The following is a 22,517-nucleotide window of genomic DNA, read 5'->3' as shown; positions in this document are numbered from 1 at the left end:
GCGCAAGCTTAACGGAAGCAATATTGAAAAGTAAATGGAAGAATCGAAGGGTGATTGTGATTATTGATTGAAATCGATTCCATTGATCATCGTCATTTTTTAATTAATCGATTCCGGTAAATCATCTCGTGATTTGTTGACTTCGGTGGAGTCTGTTTGCCGCAGCGCTGAATAAAGCGTCGCGGAGTTCACCGGCGCGAAACGCGCATCGCTTCACGAAGCGGATTGCGCTGCGCAAAAAAAACGAAAGCTCCGCGCTTTCGAGCGTAGCGGAGCTTTGGATCGGTTCGAATGGGGAATCAGGGATTTGGGCGCGTGGTCTCGCGTTGCGCCCTTGGGGATTTTTGTAATTGTATTGGCGAATATTCAATAACGAGTGGGGAATGGGAATTTCCCGGTTATGAAATTCGTGCGCGGCCTAGCTGTCAAGCACGGAAAGATTTTCCGGCAATGTTTGCTTGAACATCGCGAGAATCCTGCGCGCCGCCTTCGGCGGCAATTCGATCGCATGTCGTACCGCCGCGGCGATCAACACCATCGTCAATTCCGAGAACGCGGCCAACTGCACGTCGGGCACCGCCGGTGCGAGTTCCCGCAGCGCATCCGCCAACAGCCCCGCCAGAAACTCGCCGTCCGCCCGGTCGAGCGCCTGCAGTGCGCGGTCGGCCTGCGTGGCCCGCCAGATGTCGCGCATCAGCGGCTCGTCGACGAACATCCGGTAATAGCTGTCCGTGATGCGGGCGAGCGTGGCGTGCAGGTCGTCGAGCGACTTCATCGCGGCGAGATCGCGCCGCACGCAGTCGTGCCCGGCTTCGTTGTAGCGCTCCGCGAGCGTGCCGATCACGGCCGCCTTGTCCGGGAAGTACTGGTACAGCGAACCGAACGAGATGCCCGTGCGCTCGACGATGTCGCTCATCCGGAACGCGTCGCAGCCTTTCTCGATCATCACCTCCGACGCGCTCGCGAGAATGCGCTCGAACCGCTCGCGGCTGCGCTGCTGCGTCGGTACCAGCCGCGCGCGCGCCGGCGCATCCGCTGCCGTCGCGTCGGGCTCGTCGTTTTGCCCCGATTTTTGTCGGCCCATGCCGCCTCCGGAAAAACTTGACGTTGCTAATGCGAGAGTCTATCGTGTTTTCGAAACGCGAGACATTCTCGCATTTTGGTCAAAGGAGACGGTCATGTCGGCACTTCCTACCCTCATCGTCGGCGGCTCGGGCAAGACGGGCGCCCGCGTCGATGCACGGCTGCGCGCGCGCGGCATCGCGACCCGGCCCGTGTCGCGCACGTCGGCCGTCCGCTTCGACTGGACGGCGCCCGAGACGTGGCCCGCCGCGCTCGCGGGCGTGTCGGCCGCGTACGTGACCTACCAGCCCGATCTGGCGGTCGCGGGCGCGGTGGACGCGATCGCCGCGTTCGCGCGGCTGGCGCGGGAAAGCGGCGTCGAGCGCGTCGTGCTGCTGTCCGGCCGCGGCGAGCCGCGCGCGCAGGCCGCGGAGGCCGCGCTGCAGGCGTCGGGCGTGGGCTGGGGCGTCGTGCGCGCGAGCTGGTTCAACCAGAACTTCTCCGAGGGCTACCTGATCGACGGCGTGCTGGCCGGCGAAGTCGCGCTGCCGGCCGGCGCGGTGCGCGAGCCGTTCGTCGATGCGGACGACATCGCGGACGTCGCGGTGGCCGCGCTCACCGAGGCGCGCTTCGCGAACCGCGTGATCGAGGTCACGGGCCCGCGCGCGCTGACGTTCGCCGAAGCGGTCGGCGAAATCGCGCGGGCCGCCGGCCGGCCGGTCGTCTATCGCGAGATTCCGGCCGATGCGTTCGTGGCCGGACTGCGCGAGGCCGGCGTACCGGAGCCGGTCGTCGCGCTGCTCGACGATCTGTTCGGCGTGGTGCTCGACGGGCGCAACAGCGCGGTGACGCACGGCATCGAAGCGACGCTCGGGCGGCCGGCACGCGACTTCGCCGACTATGCGCGCGCGACGGCCGCGACCGGCGTGTGGAGCGCACGATCATGATCGCGTTCGTGACGCCCGTCCTGCTGTGGGGCTCGGCCATCGGCTGCGGGCTGATGGCCGGCGTGTACTTCGCGTTTTCGACGTTCGTGATGACGTCGCTCGGACGGATCGCGCCGCATGCCGGCGTGGCCGCGATGAACGCGATCAACGTCGACATCGTGCGTTCGCCGTTCATGCCGCTGTTCCTCGTCACGACGCTGATGGCGCTGGCACTGGTCGTGATCGCGCTGCTCGATCGCGGCCAGCCGGGGGCGATGGCCGCGCTCGCGGGCGGCGTGCTGTACGTGTTCGGCATGTTCGCGGTGACGATGGCCGTCAACGTGCCGCTCAACGATGCGCTCGCCGCGGCCGATCCGTCGACCGCGCACGGCGCCGCGCTGTGGACGCGCTACGTGCACGACTGGACGAGGTGGAATCACGTGCGCACGGTCGCGTCGGCCGCCGCGTGCGTGTTCTTCATCGCGGGGATCGCGGCGCGGTAGCGCCCCCGTCGCGCACGGCCACGCGCTACGCGTAAAACGCCGACGGCGACACGCCGAAATGCCGCTTGAACATCGCCGAGAACGCGCTCTGGCTGCTGTAGCCGTGATCCATCGCGACGGTCAGCACCTTCTCGCCGTGCGCGAGGCGCTTGAGCGCGAGCAGCAGCCGCGCCTGCTCCCGCCAGCGGCGGAAGCTGAGCCCCGTCTCGCGCCGGAACGCGCGATGCAGCGTACGGACCGACAGGCCGAGCCGGTCGGCCCATTCGGCGATCGTGCGCGGATCGTCGGGCGCGGCGACGAGCGAGTCGCAGATCGTCCGCAGCCGTGCGTCGTGCGGCCACGGCAGATACAGCGGCAGCAGCGGCGCGACCGTCACCTCGGCGAGCAGCAGGTGCATCAGGTGATCGTGGCGCGAGCCCGGCGCGTAGTCGAGCGGCACGTCGACCGCGGCGAGGATCAGCTCGCGCAGCAGCGGATGCACTTCCACCACGCAACTGCGCGCGGGCAGGTGCTCGACCGTGCCCGGTTCGACGAACACGGTGCGCATCTGCACGTCGCCGCTCATCTGCACCGTGTGGTCGAGGCCGGCTTCGAGCCACACGCCGCGCGTGGGCGGCACGACCCACGACGCGCCCTCGGACTGCACGTGCATCACGCCCTCGATCGCATAGAGCAGTTGCGCGCGGCGATGGCAGTGCGTCGGTATCGACGTGCCGTGCGGGTATGCCGCCGCCATCGCCGACACGGGCATCGGCGTCGATTCGTAGCGCAGGTGCGCAAGCGGCGGGGTGGGCTCGAGTGTCCGATTGGCGATAAGTCCTGACATTTTGGCGTGAGACAGGCAGTTGGGCGGGCGGGCACGATGGCGTTCCGATTCACGCCCGCACCCTGTCACGATATTAATCCGTCAAACGCGATGAACAAGCCTCCTTTTCTGTTTCCCTTCTGCGCGATCGCGCTGTGGGCCGGCAACGTGGTCGTGTCGAAGCTGTCGGCATCGACGATCGACCCGTCGGCGATCACGTTCTACCGGCTGCTGCTCGCCGTCGCGCTGATGAGCGTGTTCACGCTGCGCCCCGCGTGGCGCAACCGCGCGGCGCTCGTCGCGCACCTGCCGAAGCTCGCGGTGCTCGGTTTTCTCGCGATGGCGCTGTTCCAGAGCCTGTCCTACGAGGCCGCGAAAACGACGAGCGCGACCAACATGGCGATCATCACGGCGCTCGTGCCGCTGATGACGATGGCGCTCAGCTCGCTGCTGCTCGGCGATCCGCCGGGGGCCGGCATGATCGGCGGCGGGGTGCTGTCGCTCGCGGGCGTCGTCTACCTGATCGCCGAGGGGCACCCGACGACGATCGCCGCGCGCGGCGTGCATGCGGGCGACCTGCTGATGCTGGCCGCGTCGGCCGCGTATGCGCTGTACGGCGTGCTGCTCAAGCGCTGGCGCATCGGCGCGCTGCCGGCGTGGCAGTCGACCTACGTGCAGGCGCTGGCCGCGCTCGTCTTCATGGTGCCGATGCTGCTGCGCCTGCCCGCGCAGGCGGCGTGGCCGACCCGCGCGAGCGTGCCGCTGATCCTGTATGCCGGCGTGCTGGCGTCGGTCGTGCTGCCGTACCTGTGGATGCAGGGCGTGCGGCTGCTCGGCCCGAGCCGCTGCGCGATGTTCATGAACCTGCTGCCGGTGATGACGGCCGGCGGCGCGATCGTGCTGCTCGGCGAATCGCTGCGGCTGTATCACCTGATCGGCGGCGGCGTCGCGCTCGTCGGCGTGGCGATCGCGCAGCGGTTCCCGTTCCACGCGAGTGCGTCGCAGGGAGTACGGCAATGAGCGGCGACCGCGACATGCAGAACCTGATGGCCGCGCTGCCGGACGCGCACGCATCCGTCGACGGTCCGGCGCTCGCGCACCAGCTCGAACGGATCGCGACCGCGCTCGAGGCACTCGCGGGCACCGGCCGGCCGGCGGCCGTCGATTTCGACGCGGCCGTCGCGTTCCGCTGGCGCGGTTTCGACGGCGGGCCGCGCAGGGCGCCGCTCGAACCGGTTGCGGCGCCCGCGCTGACAACGTTCGATGCGCTGCGCAACGTCGAGCGTCAGGTGGCGATCGTCGAACGGAACACGTGGCAGTTCGTGCGCGGGTTCGCGGCCAATCACGTGCTGTTGACCGGCGCGCGCGGCACCGGGAAGTCGTCGATCGTGAAGGCGTGCCTGCACGCGTTCGCGCCGCACGGGCTGCGGCTGATCGAGGTCGGCAAGGAACGGCTGAGCGATCTGCCGGCGATCGTCGAGCTGGTGCGTGCGCGGCCCGAGCGGTACATCGTGTTCTGCGACGACCTGTCGTTCGAGGCCGGCGAGACCGGTTACAAGGAACTGAAGACGGTGCTCGACGGCTCGGTCGCGAGCGACCTGTCGAACGTGCTCGTGTACGCGACGTCGAATCGCCGCCACCTGATGCCCGAGCAGGCGAGCGACAACGCGAACGTGTCGCGCGCGGAGAACGGCGAACTGCATCCGGGCGACGCGGTCGAGGAGCGGATTTCGTTGTCCGAGCGCTTCGGGATCTGGGTGACGTTCTACGGGTTCACGCAGGATGCGTACCTGGCCGTCGTCGAAAGCCGGCTCGAGGAAGCCGGGTTCGACGCGGAGCAGGTCCGCGCGGCGCGCGAACCGGCGCTGCAGTGGGCGCTGGAACGCGGTGCGCGGTCGGGGCGGATTGCCGGGCAGTTCGTGCGGGATTACCTCGGGCGGCTGGCGGACGAACGCGACGCGGACGAACCCGCGCACGCGCGGCGCGCGAGTTGAGCGGGGCGTTACAGCACCCGCTCCGACAACACGCGGAACGCAACATCCGGCACGACGAAGCACAGCGGTTCGCCGGTCGCGCCGATCCGCGCGAGGAAGGCGCCGCCGCCGACCGGTTCGACCGGTTTCAGCGGCCGGACCGCATCGATGTCGATCGGCAGGTTGATCGACGCATGGGCAAGGCCGTCGCAGTCGGCGACATGCGCGACGGCCGCGTGCTGCAGCGACAGGTAGGCGACGGCGTCGCGCCAGCTTCCGAAGAACGGCGCGAACGCGGCGGGTAGCGTGTCGTCGTTCGACACGGCCGCCGAGCAGTGGAAATCGGGCGCGCTCCCGGTCCCGCCTGACAGCAGCGTTCGATAGCGTCCGTCCTGCACGGCATGGGTGAAGCGCGCGGCGAGATGCGACGGCAGCGCGTCGCTGAAGAGCCGGCTGCCGAGCGCATAGAGCGGATGATCGAACACGTTCTTCACGAACAGCACCGTGCGATCGGCCGGCACGCCGCCCGGCAGCGCATCGACGTAAAGCCGCCAGTTGCTTTGCAGCGGCGACGGGAACACGCGTCGCAGCGGGCCCGCGATACGCGGGCCGAAATGGCGGTGCGCATAGGTGAGGATCGTGAACGGCGTGCGGCCGTCGCGGCTCGCGAGCGTGACGCCGCGCGGCACCAGGTGCGCGACGGCGGCGACATCGACGAGCCACGTGCAGTACACGACGTTCTCGACTTCGCTCGCGAGTTGCAGGAACGGCAGCCGCGACAGCAGCGCGCGGCGTGCGCGCAGCAGCGGGCGGCTCGCGACGAGCCGGTTGGCGAGGCGGCCGACGGGGCCGGCGGACGGGTAAACGAAGGCGTTGTCTTGGCGCATGACCGGCATTGTGCCGATGCCGCGGAGCGGGCGGAAGAGGCGCCTTCGTCGAAACGGTCGGTGCCCGCCTTTGCCGACCGGAAATCATGCCCTTGACGGCCGGTTCAAGGTCGAGCGGTCACGGCCTCGAGCGCAACGTCACATCGGCATTCGGTGTCGCGCCGACCTTTTCCAGTGCGGCCACCGCGGCGTCGTTGCCTTGCAGGATCGCGTTCTGCAGTGCGGTGCGGCCGAGCGCATCGACGTGATCGGGGTTCGCGCCGTGCGCGACGAGCACCGGCAGCATGTCGAGGCGGCCGAACAGCGCGGCGAACGACAGCGCCGTTTCGCCGGCGTGATTGGTCTGGTCGATCGGGCAGTGCGCATCGGCCAGCCGCTTCGCGATCGCGGTCTCGCCCTTGAACAGCGCGCCCATCAGGGCCGTGTTGCCATGACGATCGCCGAGGCACGGGTCCGCGCCGTTGCGCAGCAGATAGTCGAGCGTTGCGGGCTGGTCGCGATAGGCGGCCAGGATGACCGCCGTATAACCGTCGCGTGTCGTCGCGTCGATCGGATAGCGCGCGTCGACGAGTGCCTGCAGGATGTCGATGCGACCGAGGCGCGCGGCGGCAAACCATGCGTCGTCGTAGCGGCGCAGGTCGGCGTGCGCATCGGGGTGCGGCACGGCCGCGGGCGGTGCGGTTGGTGCGCAGGCCGCGAGCACGGCGGCTCCGGCGATCGCGAGCGCGCGGGAGAGGGCGGTTCGGAGTCGATTCTTCATCAGCAATGCGCGCCGCGCATGAACGCGCGGCGCAATCGGATTGACGGGTCGGGACGCGAAGGCCGCACCGGCAGCCTTCGCGGGATTGCCCGATCAGTTCTCGACGAGTTTGTCGGCGAGCGATTTCACGCGGGTCAGGTCGGCGTGCGTGGCACGCGCCAGGCGCGTCCCGTAGTCCGCATCGGCCTTGTAGAAGTACGACAGCATCGCGTACTTGTTCGCGTCGTTCGTCACGTGGTTCAGGTCACCCGACAACGCGGTCACCAGATCCTGCCGCTCCTGTGCGGGCAGCATGCGGTAATACTCGCCCGCCTGCCGGAAGTTCAGCGTCTTGCGGATCGCGGCTTGTTGCGTCGTGCCGGCAAGCGGCGTCTGGACCGACTTGTACCGCGGGTTCTGCGCGAGTTCGTTCAGCGCAGACGGCTCGTAGTTCACTTCGCCCTTGCGGTCGCCGAAGTTCATCGCGCCGTCCTGGTTGTTGTTCGTGACGGGCACGCGCGGACGGTTGATCGGCAACTGGTTGAAGTTCGCGCCGAGGCGGTACATCTGCGTATCGGCGTACGAGAACATCCGGCCCTGCAGCATCCGGTCTTCCGACGGCTCGATGCCCGGCACCATCCGCGACGGGGCAAAGGCGGATTCCTCGGTCGACTCGAAGTAGTTGTCCGGCACACGGTTCAGCATCAGCGTGCCGATCTTGCGCTCCGGCACGCCGGTCCATACCTTGGTGTCGTCGAGCGGGTTGAAGTCGAACGCGTCGAGCTCGGACGGCTTCAGCACCTGGATATAGAGATCCCACTTCGGCGCGTTGCCCGCCTTCAGTGCGCCGTACAGGTCGTTCGTCATCAGGTTCCAGTCGGCACCGATCGAACCGGGGATGTCCTTCGGCCGCAGCCCGTGCATCCCTTGCGCGCTCTTCCAGTGGAACTTCACGTACGTGTACTTGCCGTCGGCGTTGACGAACTTGAATGCGTGCACGCCGTAGCCGTCCATGTTGCGGTACGAATCGGGCATGCCCTCGATCGAGTACAGCCGGGTCAGCATGCTGGTTGCTTCGGGCGCATGCGCGAAGAAATCGAACGCGAGGTTCGCATCCTGCACGCCGGTGACCGCGCTCGGCTTGTTCGCGTGGACGAAGTCCGGGAACTTGATCGCGTCGCGGATGAAGAAGATCGGCAGGTTGATCCCGACCAGGTCCCAGTTGCCCTGTTCCGTATAGAACTTCACGGCGAAACCGCGCGGATCGCGTGCCTGCTCGGGCGAGCCGCGATAACCCATCACGGTCGAGAAGCGGACGAACACGGGCGTTTTCGTGCCGGGCGTGAAGACCTTGGCCGTCGTCAGGTCGCTGATGTCGGCGCTCGGCACGAATTCACCGAACGCGCCGGTGCCGCGGGCATGCACGACACGCTCGGGGATGCGTTCGCGATCGAAGCGCTGGAGTTTTTCGATGAGATGCGAGTCTTGCAGGAGCACCGGCCCGTTCGGCCCGGCTGTCTGCGAATTCTGGTTGTCGCCGACGGGCGAGCCGTTGTCGCGCGTCAGTTCGGCAGCGTGTGAGGAAGAGGCCAATGCGACGCAGGCCGCGGCAATCATGCTCTGCAAGAAGCGATTCGCGGTGTTTGACATATCGATGAGGTTCCTTGGATGAAATTCGGGGGAAGACCCCGCCGAACTGTAGTCTCGTCGACATGCTCGATGCCAATTGAATCTCCCTAATTGAGTGATAGGTGATCGTTGGTTCTTGCGGATGATTCGGTTAACTAAGTTATTTTATGGTCAGTTGCCGGGCAGCAAGTCAACGCGATACGGGCCACGGATGCTCCATCGATCTGAAGCCGCGCGGTACGTGCATGGAACCGGATCGACGACGCGACGACCATGCCGACTGCAATGCCGCTGGAGATGATCGACAACGCGCGCGGTAGCAGCGGCGGCGGCACGAGGTGCGCCGCCGCGCCCGCACCACTTCAGCCGTCAGCGTCCCGCGTCGTCAATACGCGGATTCGCCGCCGCCCTGGTCGGTGACGATCGCCACTCCCGAGCTCGTGCCGAGCCGCGTCGCGCCGGCCTCGATCATCGCCAGCGCGGCCGCGCGGTCGCGCACGCCGCCCGATGCCTTCACGCCGAGCACGGGGCCGACCGTGCGGCGCATCAGCGCGACATCCGCGAGCGTCGCGCCGCCGTGGCCGAACCCGGTCGACGTCTTCACGAACGCGACGCCGAGATCGCGGCACATCTCGCACACGCGCACCTTCTCGTCGTCGGTCAGCAGCCCCGTTTCGAGGATCACCTTGAGCGGCACCGCACCGCAGGCGCGGTGCACGGCTTCGATGTCGGCCTTCACGTCGTCGGCGCGGCCGCTCTTCAGCGCGCCGATGTTGATTACCATGTCGATCTCGCCGGCGCCCGCCGCGATCGCGGCGGTGGCTTCGAATGCCTTGGCGGCCGACAGCCCCGCGCCGAGCGGAAAACCCACCACGGCGCAGACGAGCACGCCGGTATCGGCCAGCTCGCGCGCGGCGAGCGGCACGTTCGCCGAATTCACGCAGACCGAGTAAAAGCGATGCTCGGCCGCCTGGCGGCAGAGGTCGCGGATCTGCGCGTCGCTCGCGTCGGGCGCGAGCAGCGTGTGATCAATGGTTTGAGCGAGTTGGGCGTTGGAAAGCGGCATGTTTCAGGACTCCACGGATCGTGTGCCGGAAGGGCACACGGAAAGTTGATGTTTTCACATCGGTTTGTTACAAATACGACATTCCGGCCGGGCCTGCGCGCCCGGCACGACAAGCGACGGACGCGGCGCGCACGCAGGATACTGGCATGGAAACGAAGAAGGGCGAACGAATCAAGACGCTGATGAACGTGCTGCAAGGGCAGAACGCGATTCATCTGAAGGAAGTCGCCGAGCTGTTCGGCGTATCGGAAATGACGATCCGCCGCGATCTCGCGGACAACCCGCACGGCCTCAGCCTGATCGGCGGCTACGTGACCCGCCACTTCGCCGCGCAGCGCAGCGACATCGGCGAGTACGTGGTCAGCGCCGAGAACAACCGGCAGACCGAGGAGAAGCGCCGCATCGGCAAGCTGGCCGCGCAGTTCGTGACGACCGGCGACACCATTTTCGTCGACTGCGGCTCGACCACGCCGTTCGTCGTCGACTTCATTCCGGACGACCTCGAATTCACCGCCGTCTGCAATTCGCTGAACGTGTTCGCGAAGCTGCAGCAGAAGCCGCATTGCAGCGTGATCCTGTGCGGCGGTGCGTACCATCGCAAGAACATGGTGTTCGAGTCGGTGGCCGAGACGGGCATCCTCGATACCGTGCGCGTGTCGAAGGCGTTCATCTCGGCGGCCGGCGTGAGCGACCGCTGCGGCGTGACCTGCTTCAACTTCCACGAAGTCGACGCGAAGAAGAAGGTGATGGAACGCGCGCAGAACCGCTTCCTGCTCGTCGACCACACGAAGTTCGACGAAGTGCGCGCGGCCTATTTCGCCGAGCTGACCGACTTCAACTACGTGATCTCGGACGGGCAACTGAGCGGCCGCTACGAAACGGCGATCCGCGAACACGGGATCGCGCTCGTGACCTGACGCCGCGCGGGCGGGCATCGCGCTTTGCATCGCCTCAGGCATGGCGGGCTTCCGCCGCGCTCAGGTAGCCGGTGACGACTTCGAAGCGGCGCGTCGCGCCCGGCGCGAGGGTCGCGACATGGCCCTTGCGGCGCTCGGCCTGATAACCCTCCGGCTCGCAGGTCGACGGCAGCGCGAACGCGGCGACCTGCTGGTCCGCGTTGTGCAGGATCCACCGCGTCGCATGCGGGAATTGCTCGGGGCGGTACGCGGTGTGGAATGCGCCGCCGTCCGGATGCTCGAGCCGGAAATGCGCGACGCCGCCGGCATCCGTTTCCGCCTCGTTCATGAAGAACACGATCTCCGGGTCGTACAGCGCGGGCGCATCGAGCGTGTGAAGCCGTTGCGGTTCGCGCGCGAGCGTGGCCGTGTAGTCGCGCCATGCGGCGGTCGGCTTCACGTGCGCGGGCACGCTGTCGCGCAGCCGCAGCCCGTTGTGCGGCAGCGACTGCACGAAACGGCCGCCGGGCACATACGCGTAGTTCAGGTGCGCCATGTACATCAGGTCCATCGGCGCGCCGCCGAGATTCGTCACGTCCATCGAGATCGTCATCTGCGCGTCGTGCTCCGTGAGCCGCACCGACGGACGCGCCATGTAGTGGCTGCCGAAACCCTGCACGTATTCGTACTCGCCGGTCACTTCGACGAACGCACCGCGCGCATCCGCGCCGATGACCAGGCTCGCGCGGTCCATCGGCGCGCACGGCATCTCGCCGTGCAGCGCATGCGTGTCGTCCGGCCCCGGGCAGCCGTTGCGCAGCAGCCCGCTGTGGAACATGAAGCAGCCGTAGGTATCGAGGATCGAAGCCGCGCGTTTCGGTTGCCGGAACATGTGCTTCATCGTCAGGTCGCGGCCGTCGAACGCGGCGGCCCAGATCATCTGGCCGAGATACGGCAGCACGACGAGATGGCCGCGCCGGTTCTCGAGCTTCAGCGCCTCGACGCCGGACGGATACGCGAACGCGGTGACGGTCAGGCCGTCGGTGCGGTACAGCGTGCGCGGCGTGTCGCGGAAGTCGTCGCGCCGCAGTTCGATTTCGCCTCGCATGCTCATGCTCCCGACGTGTTGCGCGTGGCGGCGTAGCGCGCGGATGCGTGGCCGTCGGCGGTTGTGTCGGGCGTCGCGGCCGGCAGGTGGCGCAGGCAGTAGAAGCCGTAGTAGACGATCACGACGAAGCAGGCGAGCGGCACGACGAACGCGAGCTGCATGTTGCCGCCCGTGTGGTCGGAGATCAGCCCCTGGATCAGCGGCACGACCGCGCCGCCGACGATGCTCATCACGAGGATCGAGCCGCCGTATTCGGTGTCCTTGCCGAGCCCGTCGATCGTGAGGCCGTAGATGGTCGGCCAGCACGGGCCGAGGAACACACTCACGCCCACGGCCGCATAGACGGCCGTGATGTTGTGCACGCTGATCGTGTACGCGAGCAGCGCAATGCACAGGATGCCGTAGACGATCAGCACCTTGGCCGGGCCGACGCGCTTCATCACGAGCGTGGCGACCAGCTTGCCGACGAAGAACGCGAAGAACGTCGCGAGCAGGTAGTGCGACGCGCCGCGCTCGGTGAGGCCGCCGATCTGCATCGCGAGCCGGATCGTGAAGCTCCACACGCCCACCTGCGCGCCGACGTACAGGAACTGCGCGACGACGCCCGCGACGAAGCGCCGGTTGCCGAACAGGCGCGCGAGCGTGCCGCGTGCGTCGATCCGGTGCGTGGCCGCGCCGGGGCCGTTGCCCTTGCAGGCCGGGTAGGGCGTGAGCGCGAACACGATGAACACGGCGACGAGCACGACGATCAGCCACTTGTACGGCTCGAGCGTGGCCTGGATCATCGCGAGCTGGTGCACGTGGGCTTCGGCCGCCGACATCGCGGCAAGCTGCGCGTGCGACGCATCGCCTTCCTTGAAGATCAGGAAGCTGCCCATGTAGACGCCGGCCATCGCGCCGAACGGATAGAACGTCTGCGAGATGTTCAGCCGCCGCGTGCTGGTTTCGCGCGGGCCCATCAGCGTCGAATACGAGTTCGACGCGGTTTCGAGGAACGATAGGCCTGCCGCGATCACGAACAGCGCGACGAGGAACATCCCGTACTTCGCCATCGACGCGGCCGGGAAGAACAGCAGGCAGCCGGTCGTGTAGAGCAGCAGGCCGACCAGGATCGTCGTCTTGTAGCTGAACTTCTTCACGACGGTCGCGGCGGGAATCGCGAGGAAGAAGTAGCCGAGATAGAACGCGGACTGCACGAACGCCGATTCGAAATCGGACAGGAAGAACGACTTCTTGAACTGTGCGATCAGCACGTCGTTCAGGTTCGCGGCGGTGCCCCACAGCGCGAACAGGCAGCACAGCAGCGTGAAGGCGAAGAGCGGCGTGCGGTTCAGGTAATAGCCGTCGGGTGTGTGTTCGATTCTGGCTCGGCCCATGGGTGTCTCCTTCCTGGTTGTCTCGTCGATGAAGGCGCCGTTCAGATGCCGGCGTCGCGGAGGAAGCGTTCGAACGTCGCGGTGTCGGCGTATGACTTCTGCGTGCCGAGGCCCGTGACCGAATGCGCGGCATACGCGGACGCGTAACGCATCGCGTCGAGCGCGTTGCGCGATGCGGCGTAGCAGCGCGCGAAGCAGCCGATATAGGCGTCGCCGGCGCCCGTCGTGTCGCGCGCGTCGACCGGCACGCCGGGCACGTGCCGCACGCCGTCGCGCGAGACCAGCAGCGAACCGTCGCTGCCGAGCGTGACGAGCACGTGCTTCAGCCCGCGCGCGACCAGCGCTTCGGCGGCGCGTGCCGCGGTGTCGCGCGAATCGACCGGCATGCCCGACACGATCGCGAGCTCGGTTTCGTTCGGCACGAAGAATTCGACGGTGCGGATCCGCTCGAAATCGAGATCGGCGACCGCGGGTGCGGGGTTCAGCAGCACCGGGATGCCGTGGCGTGCGCCGAAATCGATCGCGTGATAGACGGTGTCGAGCTCGATCTCGAGCTGCAGCACGATCAGTGCGCATTCGGCGAGCTGCGGCGCGGCCGCGTCGATGTCGGCCGGCGTCAGGTGGCGGTTGGCGCCCTTGACGATCAGGATGCTGTTGCTCGAATCGGGCTCGACGAAGATCGGCGCGACGCCGCTCGGCACGCCGGCGACCTTGCGCACGTGCGTGGTGTCGATGCCTTCGCGCGCGAAGTTGCGGATCGTGTTGTCGGCGAACACGTCGTCGCCGACCTTCGTGACCATCACGACGCGCGCGCCGAGGCGGGCGGCCGCGACCGCCTGGTTCGCGCCCTTGCCGCCGCAGCCCAGTTCGAAATTCGGCGCCTCGAGCGTTTCGCCCCGGGCGGGCATGCGTGCGACGTAGGTCACGAGGTCGACCATGTTGCTGCCGATAACGGCGATTGTCTCCATCTGCGTCTCTTCCTTGGTATGGGGTGCGCCGCGCGGGTGGTGGGCGGCGGCATGCACGATGTGATAATAAAATCACATTGAATGTGAAAATGCAATCACATGATGTTTGAAGGGTTACGCATCGGCGCGCGATGTGCGATGTGGATGCGGTCGCTCACACAACTAAAGTCGTGTCTAAATTTCAACGAAAGTTGTATTGATCGAACGCTCGCTTCTGCCCCGGCCCCCTGCAGCACGCGGGCGCAGGACATTGCGTCTTGCCAGGCCTTGGTTCGCGGCCAATCCCCGGCGGCAAGATCGGCGCGGTGAACTGACCAGCGCAGGTGGCCGCACGCCCGGGAAGCTCCGCCGATCGACCAATTGCGACACCACATGAGTTGAAACTGCGTATTGGGTTAGAGCTTGAGTTGACGCAGTCTTGCCGCTAGACACAATTTTTGTTGAAGCGCGATTTCCTGCTGAGCCTTGCCAGGCATCGATTGGCGGGAATATCTTCGGCGCGGTGATCGGCTGCACCGGTTTTTCCGAGGAAACGAAGCTTTATCACGAAAGCAAAATTATCGGAAAGCGTAGTCGCGAAGTACTGAACCCAACGCCTGGGAGTACAGGGCAACGACATGGGCAGCAAGCGATATCGAGGGGAGCGCTGCGTACACTGCGGCCGCGAGGGTGCGCCCGACACGTGCGACCACGTGATCGCTCGGGGCTTCTTCCTGCCATCGGAGAGCACAGGTGCCTGCCTGCAATCAATGCAACAACGAACAATCACGCATTGAGCATCACCTTTTGATCGTCCTGTCGTTTGGTGCGCGGCACACCGCGGAGGTTCGTACACTTAATGAACTTGAGTCAGGACGCCTCCAGAACAATGAACTGACCTGCGCCGCAATCTTCTCGATGCATGGAACCGGCAATGGCTTGGGGCGTATGCTTAATGATGGACAGGGCACGTCGCGCTGCCACTCGGCAGCAGTCTGGCCAACTCCAAACTGTCCTTCGTGTCCGGTTGCACTCGGTGACTTCAAGACGTTCATCATCAACTGCGCGGAGGCATTCGAACGGTTGGCCGCTGCTGAAATCGGCCCTTCGCTTGCGCCATCACGAATGATCTCGACACCCGGATGAGGGAGGCGTTTGCATGATCACGTCAGTATCCCTGGCCTGCCTTATCTCAGTGCGTGGGGGGATGACCGAACAATCAGGTTGGAAGGAATGGTCGCATGGTCAGCATCTAAACAGCCATCTATAAGCAGGAAACTACAATCGTCCTTCGGATTGTTGGCGCCGTCTGTTTCGCGGTATCGATAGCCGTCTGTCGCCAGCACCCACGATCCAGAAGCATTCGCGGAAATCACTTGGACTTCTGGCTCGTCGAATCGCCTCGCATTCAGCGTGCGTGTGACCGTGTGACGCTTCGATGCATCCACTTCCATACCGAGTTCCTCCAGTGCATTTATCAGCGTATGCGGGCGGGTCAGCCACTCGATGCTCCCATCTTGTGATCGGAGGCCAAGTGTGCAATCGCCGCAGCAAAAGGCATATGCCTCTTGTGCATCGCGTGGAAGCAGGAAGGCGATATACGAAGCTTTCTCGGCGAAGTAGCGCTCGGCCCGAAGATGCTGTTGAGCCTCATGAAGTGCCGAAAGGACGGAAGCTATCGACGGCAGGTCAGGACTCATACGATCAAGCACCTGGGCGATCCAGCATGCATTGAACTGGACGCCACGTTCACCGCGAGGGGCGGCATCCATGACGATAGAGAACGTGTAGGTTTCGGATTCAAAGATGCCGCAGGCATCCCGATTTTCGGAGCACGTCGCTCCTTGTGTGCTGTACCACTGCCAGATAACAGGGATTCGGTCATTCATGTGAGCTTCGCAAAGGAGACGAGGACCTCGACGCGCTGGCTAATCACTTCTTCTCGCGCAGTATCTCCGTTACTTGCCGCCTCGATCGCATATTCAAAATCCCGGTGCTCCTGCAGCGCTGCGAGTTGCGTACCGATGTATGTGCGCATTTCGGCGTCTGCAGCCAATATCTCGTCGGCAATCTCGGGGCGCCCATCGAGCAACGTCAAAATATCTTCAACATCATGACTGTCCAACGGATCATTGTTGCCACGTGAGAGATAAGCTGCAAGTTTGGTGGCGACAAAGTGTGCGGGGCGCACAATTCTCACCGTGACGCCTTCGCCGATATCATGGCTTTCCGCACTGGTAAGCGCGTCCCGGTACCAAGCATTCCCAAAGTTCAGAATGGCTTCATCATCGGGCATGAAGTCGACGCGCAGTCCTGCCAGGAACATGGCGCAGATCGGTGCGTCTTCGTCTGGTTGTTCCCGAAAACCCTTTTGGCGGAGTTGCTCTTTCAAGTTCTCCCAGTGGGCATAGCTCATGACATGCACGATGAGGTCAACGTCATCGGTGTGCCTGACTTGTTGCTTCGTATAGAGATCGGTCAGCAATAGGGCCGTCGTGCAGCCACCGACAAATGCTATTTCCTGACAGAGTTCCGGGCCGATTGCATTTGCAACCGCTCGAATCATTGCTTTGTAGTCGTCGAGGGTTGCCATTTCAGAAATTCAAGAGCCCGTGGAGTTGGGTGATCGCGAGTTTGCGCTCGCGCGGTTGACCCAGTCGGATCGAATCGACTATGGCCAGCAGCTTATACAGCGTTTCGTCGTCACGCGTCGCAGTCGTGACGGTCTTGTATAGCGGTTCCACGGCGAGACCAAGCGTTTCGCCGTGCGGATCCGGCCAGACCGGCCCATGCTCCCCGGCGCTGCGCAGGATGCCATCAAAAATGGGGGCAGTGAGTCCTGTTGGAATGCCGCGTGTGAGACTCTGCATTTGAGCGGGAAATACGAACCTGATGCCGTACGAGAGGAATTCCTCAAGGCCGCGCCGATTGACGGTTGGACCGCCGCCATGCCGTTGAGGTTTGGCGAGGCCGTTGGCATAGCAGCGCCCAAGTGCGTTACTCACTTCGGATTTGCTGATGCCGGTGGCGCTGGACAGGCCGCGTACGCTGTAGGGATCGAGGTCCGGCAACGCGTTGCCGGTGTCTTCATCGAGCACGCCGAATGTAAGAAGTTCGGCAATTCGGCCGCGACGGAGTGGCGTGTTGGCGGGTTTGTCCGCAGCATGCGCTTGCCGCTCCAGTGACACGAGCTTGAGCAGCAACAGGATGTCTTGACTTTTCATCAGTCGCACATGATATGTGTCCACAGTCCATGGACGATGGACGGATTTTTTCGCTCTTTGCCGGTTCTGTCAACACTTTGTCAACACATTGGGTCGAGTAATTGGGGCTAGATACTAAATCCGCAGTCCCGGTCCACGGTCCATGGACGAGGGACGCGCCGATGATGGTGACTCGAAATTGTCAAGTCGAGGTTGGCGAGACGGACTTGCGTCACCGCAGCGGCTCGTTGCCGCGCTTCGATCGGCGGCTTGCCGACTCGTTGATCGAAAGGATTTCCCGGCATCATCCATTCCGGGTCAGGTGCAGGGGATGCGTGCCGCCGATACAGGAAACGAAGCGGACATTATTCATCGATGAAAATAGGTCTGGCACTTTTAGGTGCGGATCGATCTGATCAACGTCGCTCGAGCGGGGCGATGGCGTGTCGAAGTTGCGCTGGCTCGAGGTTTCCCTCATGGGCTGTCCGTGTCCGATCTTCCCTGCACTAGCCGCAGCGCGACCGGGGGAGACAGCACCGCGCTATGAGAACGATTGCAATGATCGGCAGCGTCAAGCTGCACAACGAGCAGATCCAAGGGATTTACCGTGCGCTGCGTGAAGCAGGGATGACCGTGATGATGCCGTAAGGCGACTGAGCTTCCTCTGAAATTTCGCCTTCCAGCAGGTCGATGACAGGTGACGTACGGGTTGCGCCGAACCGGCCGCTGCGGAACAACAATCGCAGAATCGTCACCGCAGCGGCGTATTCGCGAACGTTGTGCGCCCGAGGAACGCGGCGATAGCTGCATTCGGCGCCCCTACACGTTGACGACGCCGCGCCCGAGTTCGATCACGCGCCCGCCGACACCGATCTTGCCGTTTGCACTGACCGACAATCGCAGCAGGCAAGGCCGACCGACGGCTTCCCCCTGCTCGACCTGAAACGCGGCGGGCTGGTCGCGGTTCATCGCCAGCAGCCACCCGCCCAGGTTCGCGCAGGCCGACCCCGTCCCCGGGTCTTCCGACACGCTGCCTTGTTTCACGAAGAAGTAACGCGACACCACCGTGCCCGGCCGCTCGGCATCGAACGCGAATACATACGCGGTCTTGCGGCCGAGGCTGCTGGTCGGCCAGATGCCGATGCCCGCGCTGTCGGGCTGCGCGCGGCGCACGGCGGCGGGGTCCTTCAGCGCGACGAGCAACTGGTCGGCGCCGGTATCGACCCAGATTGGCGGGGCGAGCAGGTCGTCTTCCGTCAGCCCCAGCAGGGCCGCCGTCCGGGCATCGGACAACTCGCAAGCCGCCGTCTTCGGCATGCCGGCATGCGGCGCGGTAAACGTCCACACGTCGCCGTGCGCGCCGACGTCGACCACGCCGGCCTTGAATTCGAGCGCGAGTTCGTTGCCCGCGCCCAGAAGGTCGCGCACGACATGCGCGGTGCCGAGCGTCGGATGGCCGGCAAAGGCCATCTCGTAGCCCGGCGTGAAGATGCGAACCCGCGCATGCGCGCGCTCCGACGGCAGCACGAAGGTCGTTTCGGACAGGTTGAACTGCACGGCGAGCGCCCGCATGGTCGCGTCGTCCATGCCGCGCGCATCCTCGAATACGCAAAGCGGGTTGCCGCCGAACGTCGATTCGGCGAATACGTTCAGCAGGCGGAAGGCATAGGCGGTCATTGGACGCTCGCGTCAGTGGGGTGATTCACGTACCGGGGTGGAGTGCGCGCCGCGCGATGCGCGGGCAGCCGCGCAGGGTCGTATGGGTCAGCTCGCCTTGTCGAGCGGTGCAAGCATCGCCTGCATGTCGGGATGCTTCAGGACTTTCCGGTACTCCGCCGGGCTCATTGCATCGATCAACACGCGCCCGCTCACGTCCGCCTTGATGTACTCGACCGCGAGCAGCGCAATGACCGGGTTGGTCGTCAAGGTGGCGTGATCGGGCGAATGATCGCCGAATTCCGCCACCACGGCCTCGGTGTTGTCCGCCACGGCGACGGCGAGCCGGCGGCCGGACAGCCTGAGCCGCGCGCTGGCGCCGCATTTGGCCATGTCGTAGTGGCGCGGCCCGTTGAGCGTGCGATTGCCGTAAATCGCCACGTGCGTGTCGACGCCGCGTGCCGCGGCGGCCTCGAGCAGCGGCCCGAGGGCGTCGATCTCCTCGTCCCAGACGCCCGCGAAGATCTGCGTTTTCGCATTGACGATGACGCGCGCGAAGGCGCTGGCGATCGCTTCCCGCCCGCTCAGCGACCAGACGAGCCCCGGCTCCTGTTGAACCGGCAGCCGGTCGAGCGCGCCCGCGGCCGTTTCGAGATCCGCATTGAAGCGCTTGCGCAAATCCTCGAGCAACGACCGGTGGGGCACGGCCGCGTAGCGGACGGGCTCGGAACGGTTGACGAGCACCGCACCGCGCGCCTCCAGGCGGCCCAGCGTTTCGTAGATCTTCGAAGGCGGCATGCCGGCGCGCCGGCCGACTTCCGCCCCCGTCAGCGCGGCCTGCCCGACGAGGGCCGCGTAGGCCTGCGCTTCGTACTGGGTAAATCCAAGCCGGATCAACGACGTGATCAGCTCCGTGTTTTCGCTCATGTGTATCGGCTCCGGCTCTTGCGCCCACGGCGACTTGCATGGGCCTGCTTGATTAACTACTGGAGTAGTATACAATCGCTCCAACTTACTACCCAAGTAGTAGGCGACGCTTCTCAACCTGACTGGAGAGATCTTCAACATGCGAAAACGGATCAGCACCGGCTCCCCGTGGGAGCCCAAGGTCGGCTACTCGCGCGCGGTGGTCGTCGACAACACCATCTACATTTCGGGGACGGCCGGCAAAGGCGCGGACGTGTATGCGCAGACACGCGATGCGCTGGCGACGATCGACCGGGTGCTGGCGGACAGCGGGTTCTCGTTGTCCGACGTCGTCCAGAGCCGCCTGGTGGTCGCGGACTTCGACAACTGGGAAGCCGCCGCACGCGCGCACGGGGAGATCTACGGCGATATCCGGCCGGCGTTTTCGCTGGTGCATGCGCTTCCGTTCGTCGATCCGGAGATCCTGGTCGAAGTCGAGGCGATCGCGGTCAGGCCCGCGGCATGACCGACGCCGGCAACCGCGGGCCGCTGTCCCGCACCGCGACGGCTGCGCTTGCGCTGGCGGCCGGCGTGGCGATCGCCAACGGTTATGCGTTGCAGCCGTCGCTGTCGGCGATCGCGAGCGAGTTCGGGGTGGCGGCGTCGCGCATGGCGGCGCTCGCCTCCGTGACGATGCTCGGTTATCTGGTCGGCCTCGCCGTGCTGGTGCCGCTGGTCGACCGCTTCAGCCCGCGCGTGCTCGTCTCGATGCAGATGGGCGCGCTCGCGGTGTTGCTCGCGTGCGCGTCGTTGTCGCCCGGGCCGTTTGTGCTCGATGCCGCGTTTTTCCTGATGGGCGCGGCAACGACGGTGGCGGCGCAATGCAGCGCCGTCGCCGGAAAACACGCGGATCCGCAACGGCGCGGTGTGGCGATGGGAGCCGTGTCGGCGGGCATTTCCGCGGGAATCCTGCTGAGCCGTTTCGCGGGCGGCGTGTTGTCGCAATGGTGCGGATGGCGCGGCGCATTGCTCGTGCTGGCCGGATGCGTTGCGCTGGCCGCCGTCGGCGGTGCGGTGCTGTTGCCGGGCGGCCGGCCGGAAGGGCTGCCCGGCCGTGCGAACGCGATCGGTGCGCTTCCGCGGTTGCTGCGCGACAGTGCGTCGTTGAGGCGTCGTACCTGCGCTGGCATGCTCTGGTTCTTCGCGTTCAACCTGGTCTGGGTGGGGCTCGCGCTTCGTCTGGCCGAGCCGCCGTATAACCTGGGTGCCGCCGCGATCGGTGCATACAGTCTCGCGGGCGTGCTGGGCCTCGGCGTGACGCGCGTTGCCGGAAAACTCGCCGATCGATTCGGCGATCGCGCGGTCATCCGGGGCGGGCTTGTCGTGGCGGCCGTGTCGGCCTTGCTCCTTGCCGGTGCGCTCGGACGTCCCGGATGGCTGGCTGCCGGGCTGGCGTTGTTCGATGCCGGTTGCTTTGCCGCGCAGGTCGCGAACCAGACGCGTGTCGTCGCGATTCAGCCGGCCCGCGCCGGGGCCTTGAGCGCAGCGTACCTGACGCTGTACTACGCGGCCGGTGCCGGCGGTGCCGTGGCGGCCGGGCTGCTCAACGCGCGGGTCGGGTGGGGCGCGATGATGATCGTGACGGCAGCGGCCATCGCGGCGGCCGGGTGGATCGGAACCGCGTCGGCAAGTATCGATGCGCGGAGCGAGCCGACATCCGTCGCTTGAGCGAGGACGCGACGTGCGCGCGCGGTCGAACGGAATCCCGCTTTTTCGTGCATGATCGGTTTCTCCGTTGATCGACGGCGATCGGGTTTCGGCATTCAATCATCCGCAACGCTGGCGGATATTTTTACGCCGGAGCAGACAGTCGCGCACCCGCGCGTGTCATTTGCGATCGCACGCGAACACCGGTTCATCGGATTGACCACAACGACGCCGTGCCCATGCAACACGTGTCGGGTTCAGTGTCGTGCAGCGTGTGCAGGTGCCGCACGCAGGAGGCAGACATGGAACCAGACAGAGGCGTCGTGAATACCGGCGCCGGGTTGGCAAGCGCGCACGCGGAAGCCGGCTCGCCGCAGGCCGTGCTGGACGCGATCGTCCGTGGCGTCGAAGGTCACGGCATTCCTGCCGGCACCGACTGGCCGACGGCGAAGCAATTCCTCGCGGACAACGACGGACAGTGGAAATTCTCGGCGGTGCTGGTCGCGATCGTCGCGCGGCGCGAGCCGACGATCCTGTTGACCCGGCGCGCGTCGAATCTCAGCGAATACTCGTCGCACGTGAGCTTTCCGGGTGGACGCCCGGCGGAAGCCGACCGCGATATCGGCGCGACCGCGTTGCGCGAGGCGTTCGAGGAGATCCGCCTCGCGCCCGGCGCGGTCCGCGTGGTCGGCAGCTTGCCGATCCATAAAACCAGAAAGCGCCACCACGCGATCTTTCCCGTGATCGGCATCGTGCCGGAAACGGCGACATGGGAGGCCGCGCCCGCGGAAGTCGCGGAAATCTTCGAGTTTCCGTTCGCCGCGCTGCTGAATCCGGATCTGCCGCGCCAATACACGGACGGCGAACGCATGGGCGCGTGGTATTGGGCGGAGCAGACCCAGGACATCTGGGGCGTGACGGCCTTCATCCTGAATTCGCTCGCGGGCCTGGCACGCGATGCCGCGCACGGCGAGCCGGCGCGCCGCGCCTAGTTCATGCACCGGGCCTGCGTCCGGCAAGGGTGATTCATGGAGATCGCGGAAACGTTCGGCGACGACGGATTCGACATCCCTCGCCGCTATTTTGCGGCCGTCGCGATTCTGGTCGGCGTATTCATGTCCGCGCTCG

General features: G+C 65.6%; 23 protein-coding genes. 9 read left to right on the top strand and 14 right to left on the bottom strand.

All coding sequences use genetic code 11. The annotated features are described in order from the left end of the window. Positions 1-418 precede the first annotated feature (418 nt). Entirely contained in the window at positions 419-1,084 is a 666-nt protein-coding gene (locus PQB87_RS38465; RefSeq protein ID WP_222153852.1) for a TetR/AcrR family transcriptional regulator, read from the bottom strand. 94 nt (positions 1,085-1,178) lie between these two features. Between PQB87_RS38465 and PQB87_RS38460 the strand changes: the two genes are divergently transcribed. Further along, positions 1,179-2,009, top strand: a complete 831-nt coding sequence (locus PQB87_RS38460) for a Rossmann-fold NAD(P)-binding domain-containing protein (RefSeq protein ID WP_175936485.1) — start codon at positions 1,179-1,181, stop codon at positions 2,007-2,009. Further along, the gene (locus PQB87_RS38455; protein WP_027792387.1) at positions 2,006-2,491 is read left to right on the top strand and encodes an anthrone oxygenase family protein; all 486 of its coding nucleotides are present in this window, start codon (positions 2,006-2,008) and stop codon (positions 2,489-2,491) included. The genes PQB87_RS38460 and PQB87_RS38455 overlap by 4 nt, the downstream gene beginning before the upstream one ends. Positions 2,492-2,516: 25 nt before the next feature. Here the strand turns inward: PQB87_RS38455 and PQB87_RS38450 are convergent, their stop codons facing one another. Further along, positions 2,517-3,317, bottom strand: coding sequence for an AraC family transcriptional regulator (locus tag PQB87_RS38450; protein WP_059687483.1), 801 nt, complete (start codon positions 3,315-3,317; stop codon positions 2,517-2,519). Positions 3,318-3,407: 90 nt separating this feature from the next. Between PQB87_RS38450 and PQB87_RS38445 the strand changes: the two genes are divergently transcribed. Next, complete coding sequence (locus PQB87_RS38445; RefSeq protein ID WP_027792389.1) at positions 3,408-4,316, top strand: DMT family transporter; 909 nt, start codon at positions 3,408-3,410, stop codon at positions 4,314-4,316. 26 nt (positions 4,317-4,342) lie between these two features. Continuing rightward, the gene (locus PQB87_RS38440; RefSeq protein WP_489245149.1) at positions 4,343-5,290 is read left to right on the top strand and encodes an ATP-binding protein; all 948 of its coding nucleotides are present in this window, start codon (positions 4,343-4,345) and stop codon (positions 5,288-5,290) included. An 8-nt stretch (positions 5,291-5,298) separates the two neighbouring features. Here the strand turns inward: PQB87_RS38440 and PQB87_RS38435 are convergent, their stop codons facing one another. The 4 genes from PQB87_RS38435 to deoC all read right to left on the bottom strand — a co-directional run bounded on the left by PQB87_RS38435 (position 5,299) and on the right by deoC (position 9,590). Continuing rightward, entirely contained in the window at positions 5,299-6,165 is an 867-nt protein-coding gene (locus PQB87_RS38435) for a DUF2071 domain-containing protein (protein WP_489244575.1), read from the bottom strand. Positions 6,166-6,274: 109 nt separating this feature from the next. Then, on the bottom strand, positions 6,275-6,916 hold the full coding sequence (locus PQB87_RS38430) for an ankyrin repeat domain-containing protein (protein ID WP_226216248.1): 642 nt from the start codon (positions 6,914-6,916) through the stop codon (positions 6,275-6,277). A gap of 93 nt (positions 6,917-7,009) precedes the next feature. Continuing rightward, positions 7,010-8,512 (bottom strand): catalase, encoded by a 1,503-nt coding sequence (locus PQB87_RS38425; protein ID WP_489245148.1) that lies wholly within the window; start codon positions 8,510-8,512, stop codon positions 7,010-7,012. Between the two features lie 397 nt (positions 8,513-8,909). Beyond that, entirely contained in the window at positions 8,910-9,590 is a 681-nt protein-coding gene (deoC, locus tag PQB87_RS38420; RefSeq protein ID WP_059585868.1) for a deoxyribose-phosphate aldolase, read from the bottom strand. Positions 9,591-9,736: 146 nt separating this feature from the next. Here deoC and deoR point away from each other — a divergent pair, with 146 nt between their 5' ends. Then, positions 9,737-10,507: a DNA-binding transcriptional repressor DeoR gene (gene deoR / locus PQB87_RS38415; RefSeq protein ID WP_104766998.1), complete on the top strand. Its 771-nt coding sequence runs from the start codon at positions 9,737-9,739 to the stop codon at positions 10,505-10,507. A gap of 34 nt (positions 10,508-10,541) precedes the next feature. On the opposite strand, the gene PQB87_RS38410 is transcribed toward deoR, so the two are convergent. The 3 genes from PQB87_RS38410 to rbsK are packed head-to-tail and all read right to left on the bottom strand — an operon-like array spanning position 10,542 to position 13,938. Beyond that, positions 10,542-11,594, bottom strand: a complete 1,053-nt coding sequence (locus tag PQB87_RS38410) for an aldose 1-epimerase family protein (RefSeq protein WP_489244573.1) — start codon at positions 11,592-11,594, stop codon at positions 10,542-10,544. Between the two features lie 2 nt (positions 11,595-11,596). Continuing rightward, on the bottom strand, positions 11,597-12,970 hold the full coding sequence (gene fucP / locus PQB87_RS38405) for an L-fucose:H+ symporter permease (RefSeq protein ID WP_111941921.1): 1,374 nt from the start codon (positions 12,968-12,970) through the stop codon (positions 11,597-11,599). A gap of 41 nt (positions 12,971-13,011) precedes the next feature. Beyond that, positions 13,012-13,938, bottom strand: a complete 927-nt coding sequence (gene rbsK, locus PQB87_RS38400) for a ribokinase (protein WP_226143727.1) — start codon at positions 13,936-13,938, stop codon at positions 13,012-13,014. 732 nt (positions 13,939-14,670) lie between these two features. Here rbsK and PQB87_RS38395 point away from each other — a divergent pair. Beyond that, positions 14,671-15,063, top strand: a complete 393-nt coding sequence (locus PQB87_RS38395) for a hypothetical protein (RefSeq protein WP_489244570.1) — start codon at positions 14,671-14,673, stop codon at positions 15,061-15,063. Between the two features lie 41 nt (positions 15,064-15,104). Here the strand turns inward: PQB87_RS38395 and PQB87_RS38390 are convergent, their stop codons facing one another. The 5 genes from PQB87_RS38390 to PQB87_RS38370 all read right to left on the bottom strand — a co-directional run bounded on the left by PQB87_RS38390 (position 15,105) and on the right by PQB87_RS38370 (position 19,703). Further along, positions 15,105-15,806, bottom strand: coding sequence for a hypothetical protein (locus PQB87_RS38390; protein WP_146756361.1), 702 nt, complete (start codon positions 15,804-15,806; stop codon positions 15,105-15,107). Then, positions 15,803-16,510, bottom strand: coding sequence for a hypothetical protein (locus PQB87_RS38385; protein WP_111941919.1), 708 nt, complete (start codon positions 16,508-16,510; stop codon positions 15,803-15,805). Before PQB87_RS38385 ends, PQB87_RS38390 begins: the two co-directional genes overlap by 4 nt. A gap of 1 nt (position 16,511) precedes the next feature. Next, positions 16,512-17,141: a hypothetical protein gene (locus tag PQB87_RS38380; RefSeq protein ID WP_153491095.1), complete on the bottom strand. Its 630-nt coding sequence runs from the start codon at positions 17,139-17,141 to the stop codon at positions 16,512-16,514. A gap of 798 nt (positions 17,142-17,939) precedes the next feature. After that, entirely contained in the window at positions 17,940-18,797 is an 858-nt protein-coding gene (locus tag PQB87_RS38375; protein WP_489244568.1) for a PhzF family phenazine biosynthesis protein, read from the bottom strand. 87 nt (positions 18,798-18,884) lie between these two features. Next, a complete protein-coding gene (locus PQB87_RS38370; RefSeq protein WP_059687477.1) occupies positions 18,885-19,703 on the bottom strand; it encodes a TrmB family transcriptional regulator in 819 nt (272 codons plus the stop codon). Between the two features lie 139 nt (positions 19,704-19,842). On the opposite strand from PQB87_RS38370, the gene PQB87_RS38365 reads away from it, so the two are divergent. The 3 genes from PQB87_RS38365 to PQB87_RS38355 all read left to right on the top strand — a co-directional run bounded on the left by PQB87_RS38365 (position 19,843) and on the right by PQB87_RS38355 (position 22,381). Then, positions 19,843-20,208 carry a RidA family protein gene (locus PQB87_RS38365; RefSeq protein ID WP_027792402.1) on the top strand — a complete coding sequence of 122 codons (366 nt, stop codon included), beginning with the start codon at positions 19,843-19,845 and terminating at the stop codon, positions 20,206-20,208. Then, positions 20,205-21,410, top strand: a complete 1,206-nt coding sequence (locus PQB87_RS38360) for an MFS transporter (protein ID WP_489244566.1) — start codon at positions 20,205-20,207, stop codon at positions 21,408-21,410. Before PQB87_RS38365 ends, PQB87_RS38360 begins: the two co-directional genes overlap by 4 nt. A 281-nt stretch (positions 21,411-21,691) precedes the next feature. Further along, on the top strand, positions 21,692-22,381 hold the full coding sequence (locus PQB87_RS38355) for an NUDIX hydrolase (protein WP_489244565.1): 690 nt from the start codon (positions 21,692-21,694) through the stop codon (positions 22,379-22,381). Positions 22,382-22,517: the final 136 nt, after the last annotated feature.

The sequence above is a fragment of the Burkholderia sp. KL41 genome, from assembly GCF_057005415.2.
The sequence above is the reverse complement of the archived record's forward strand: the minus strand, read 5'-3'. Positions and strand labels throughout refer to the sequence as shown.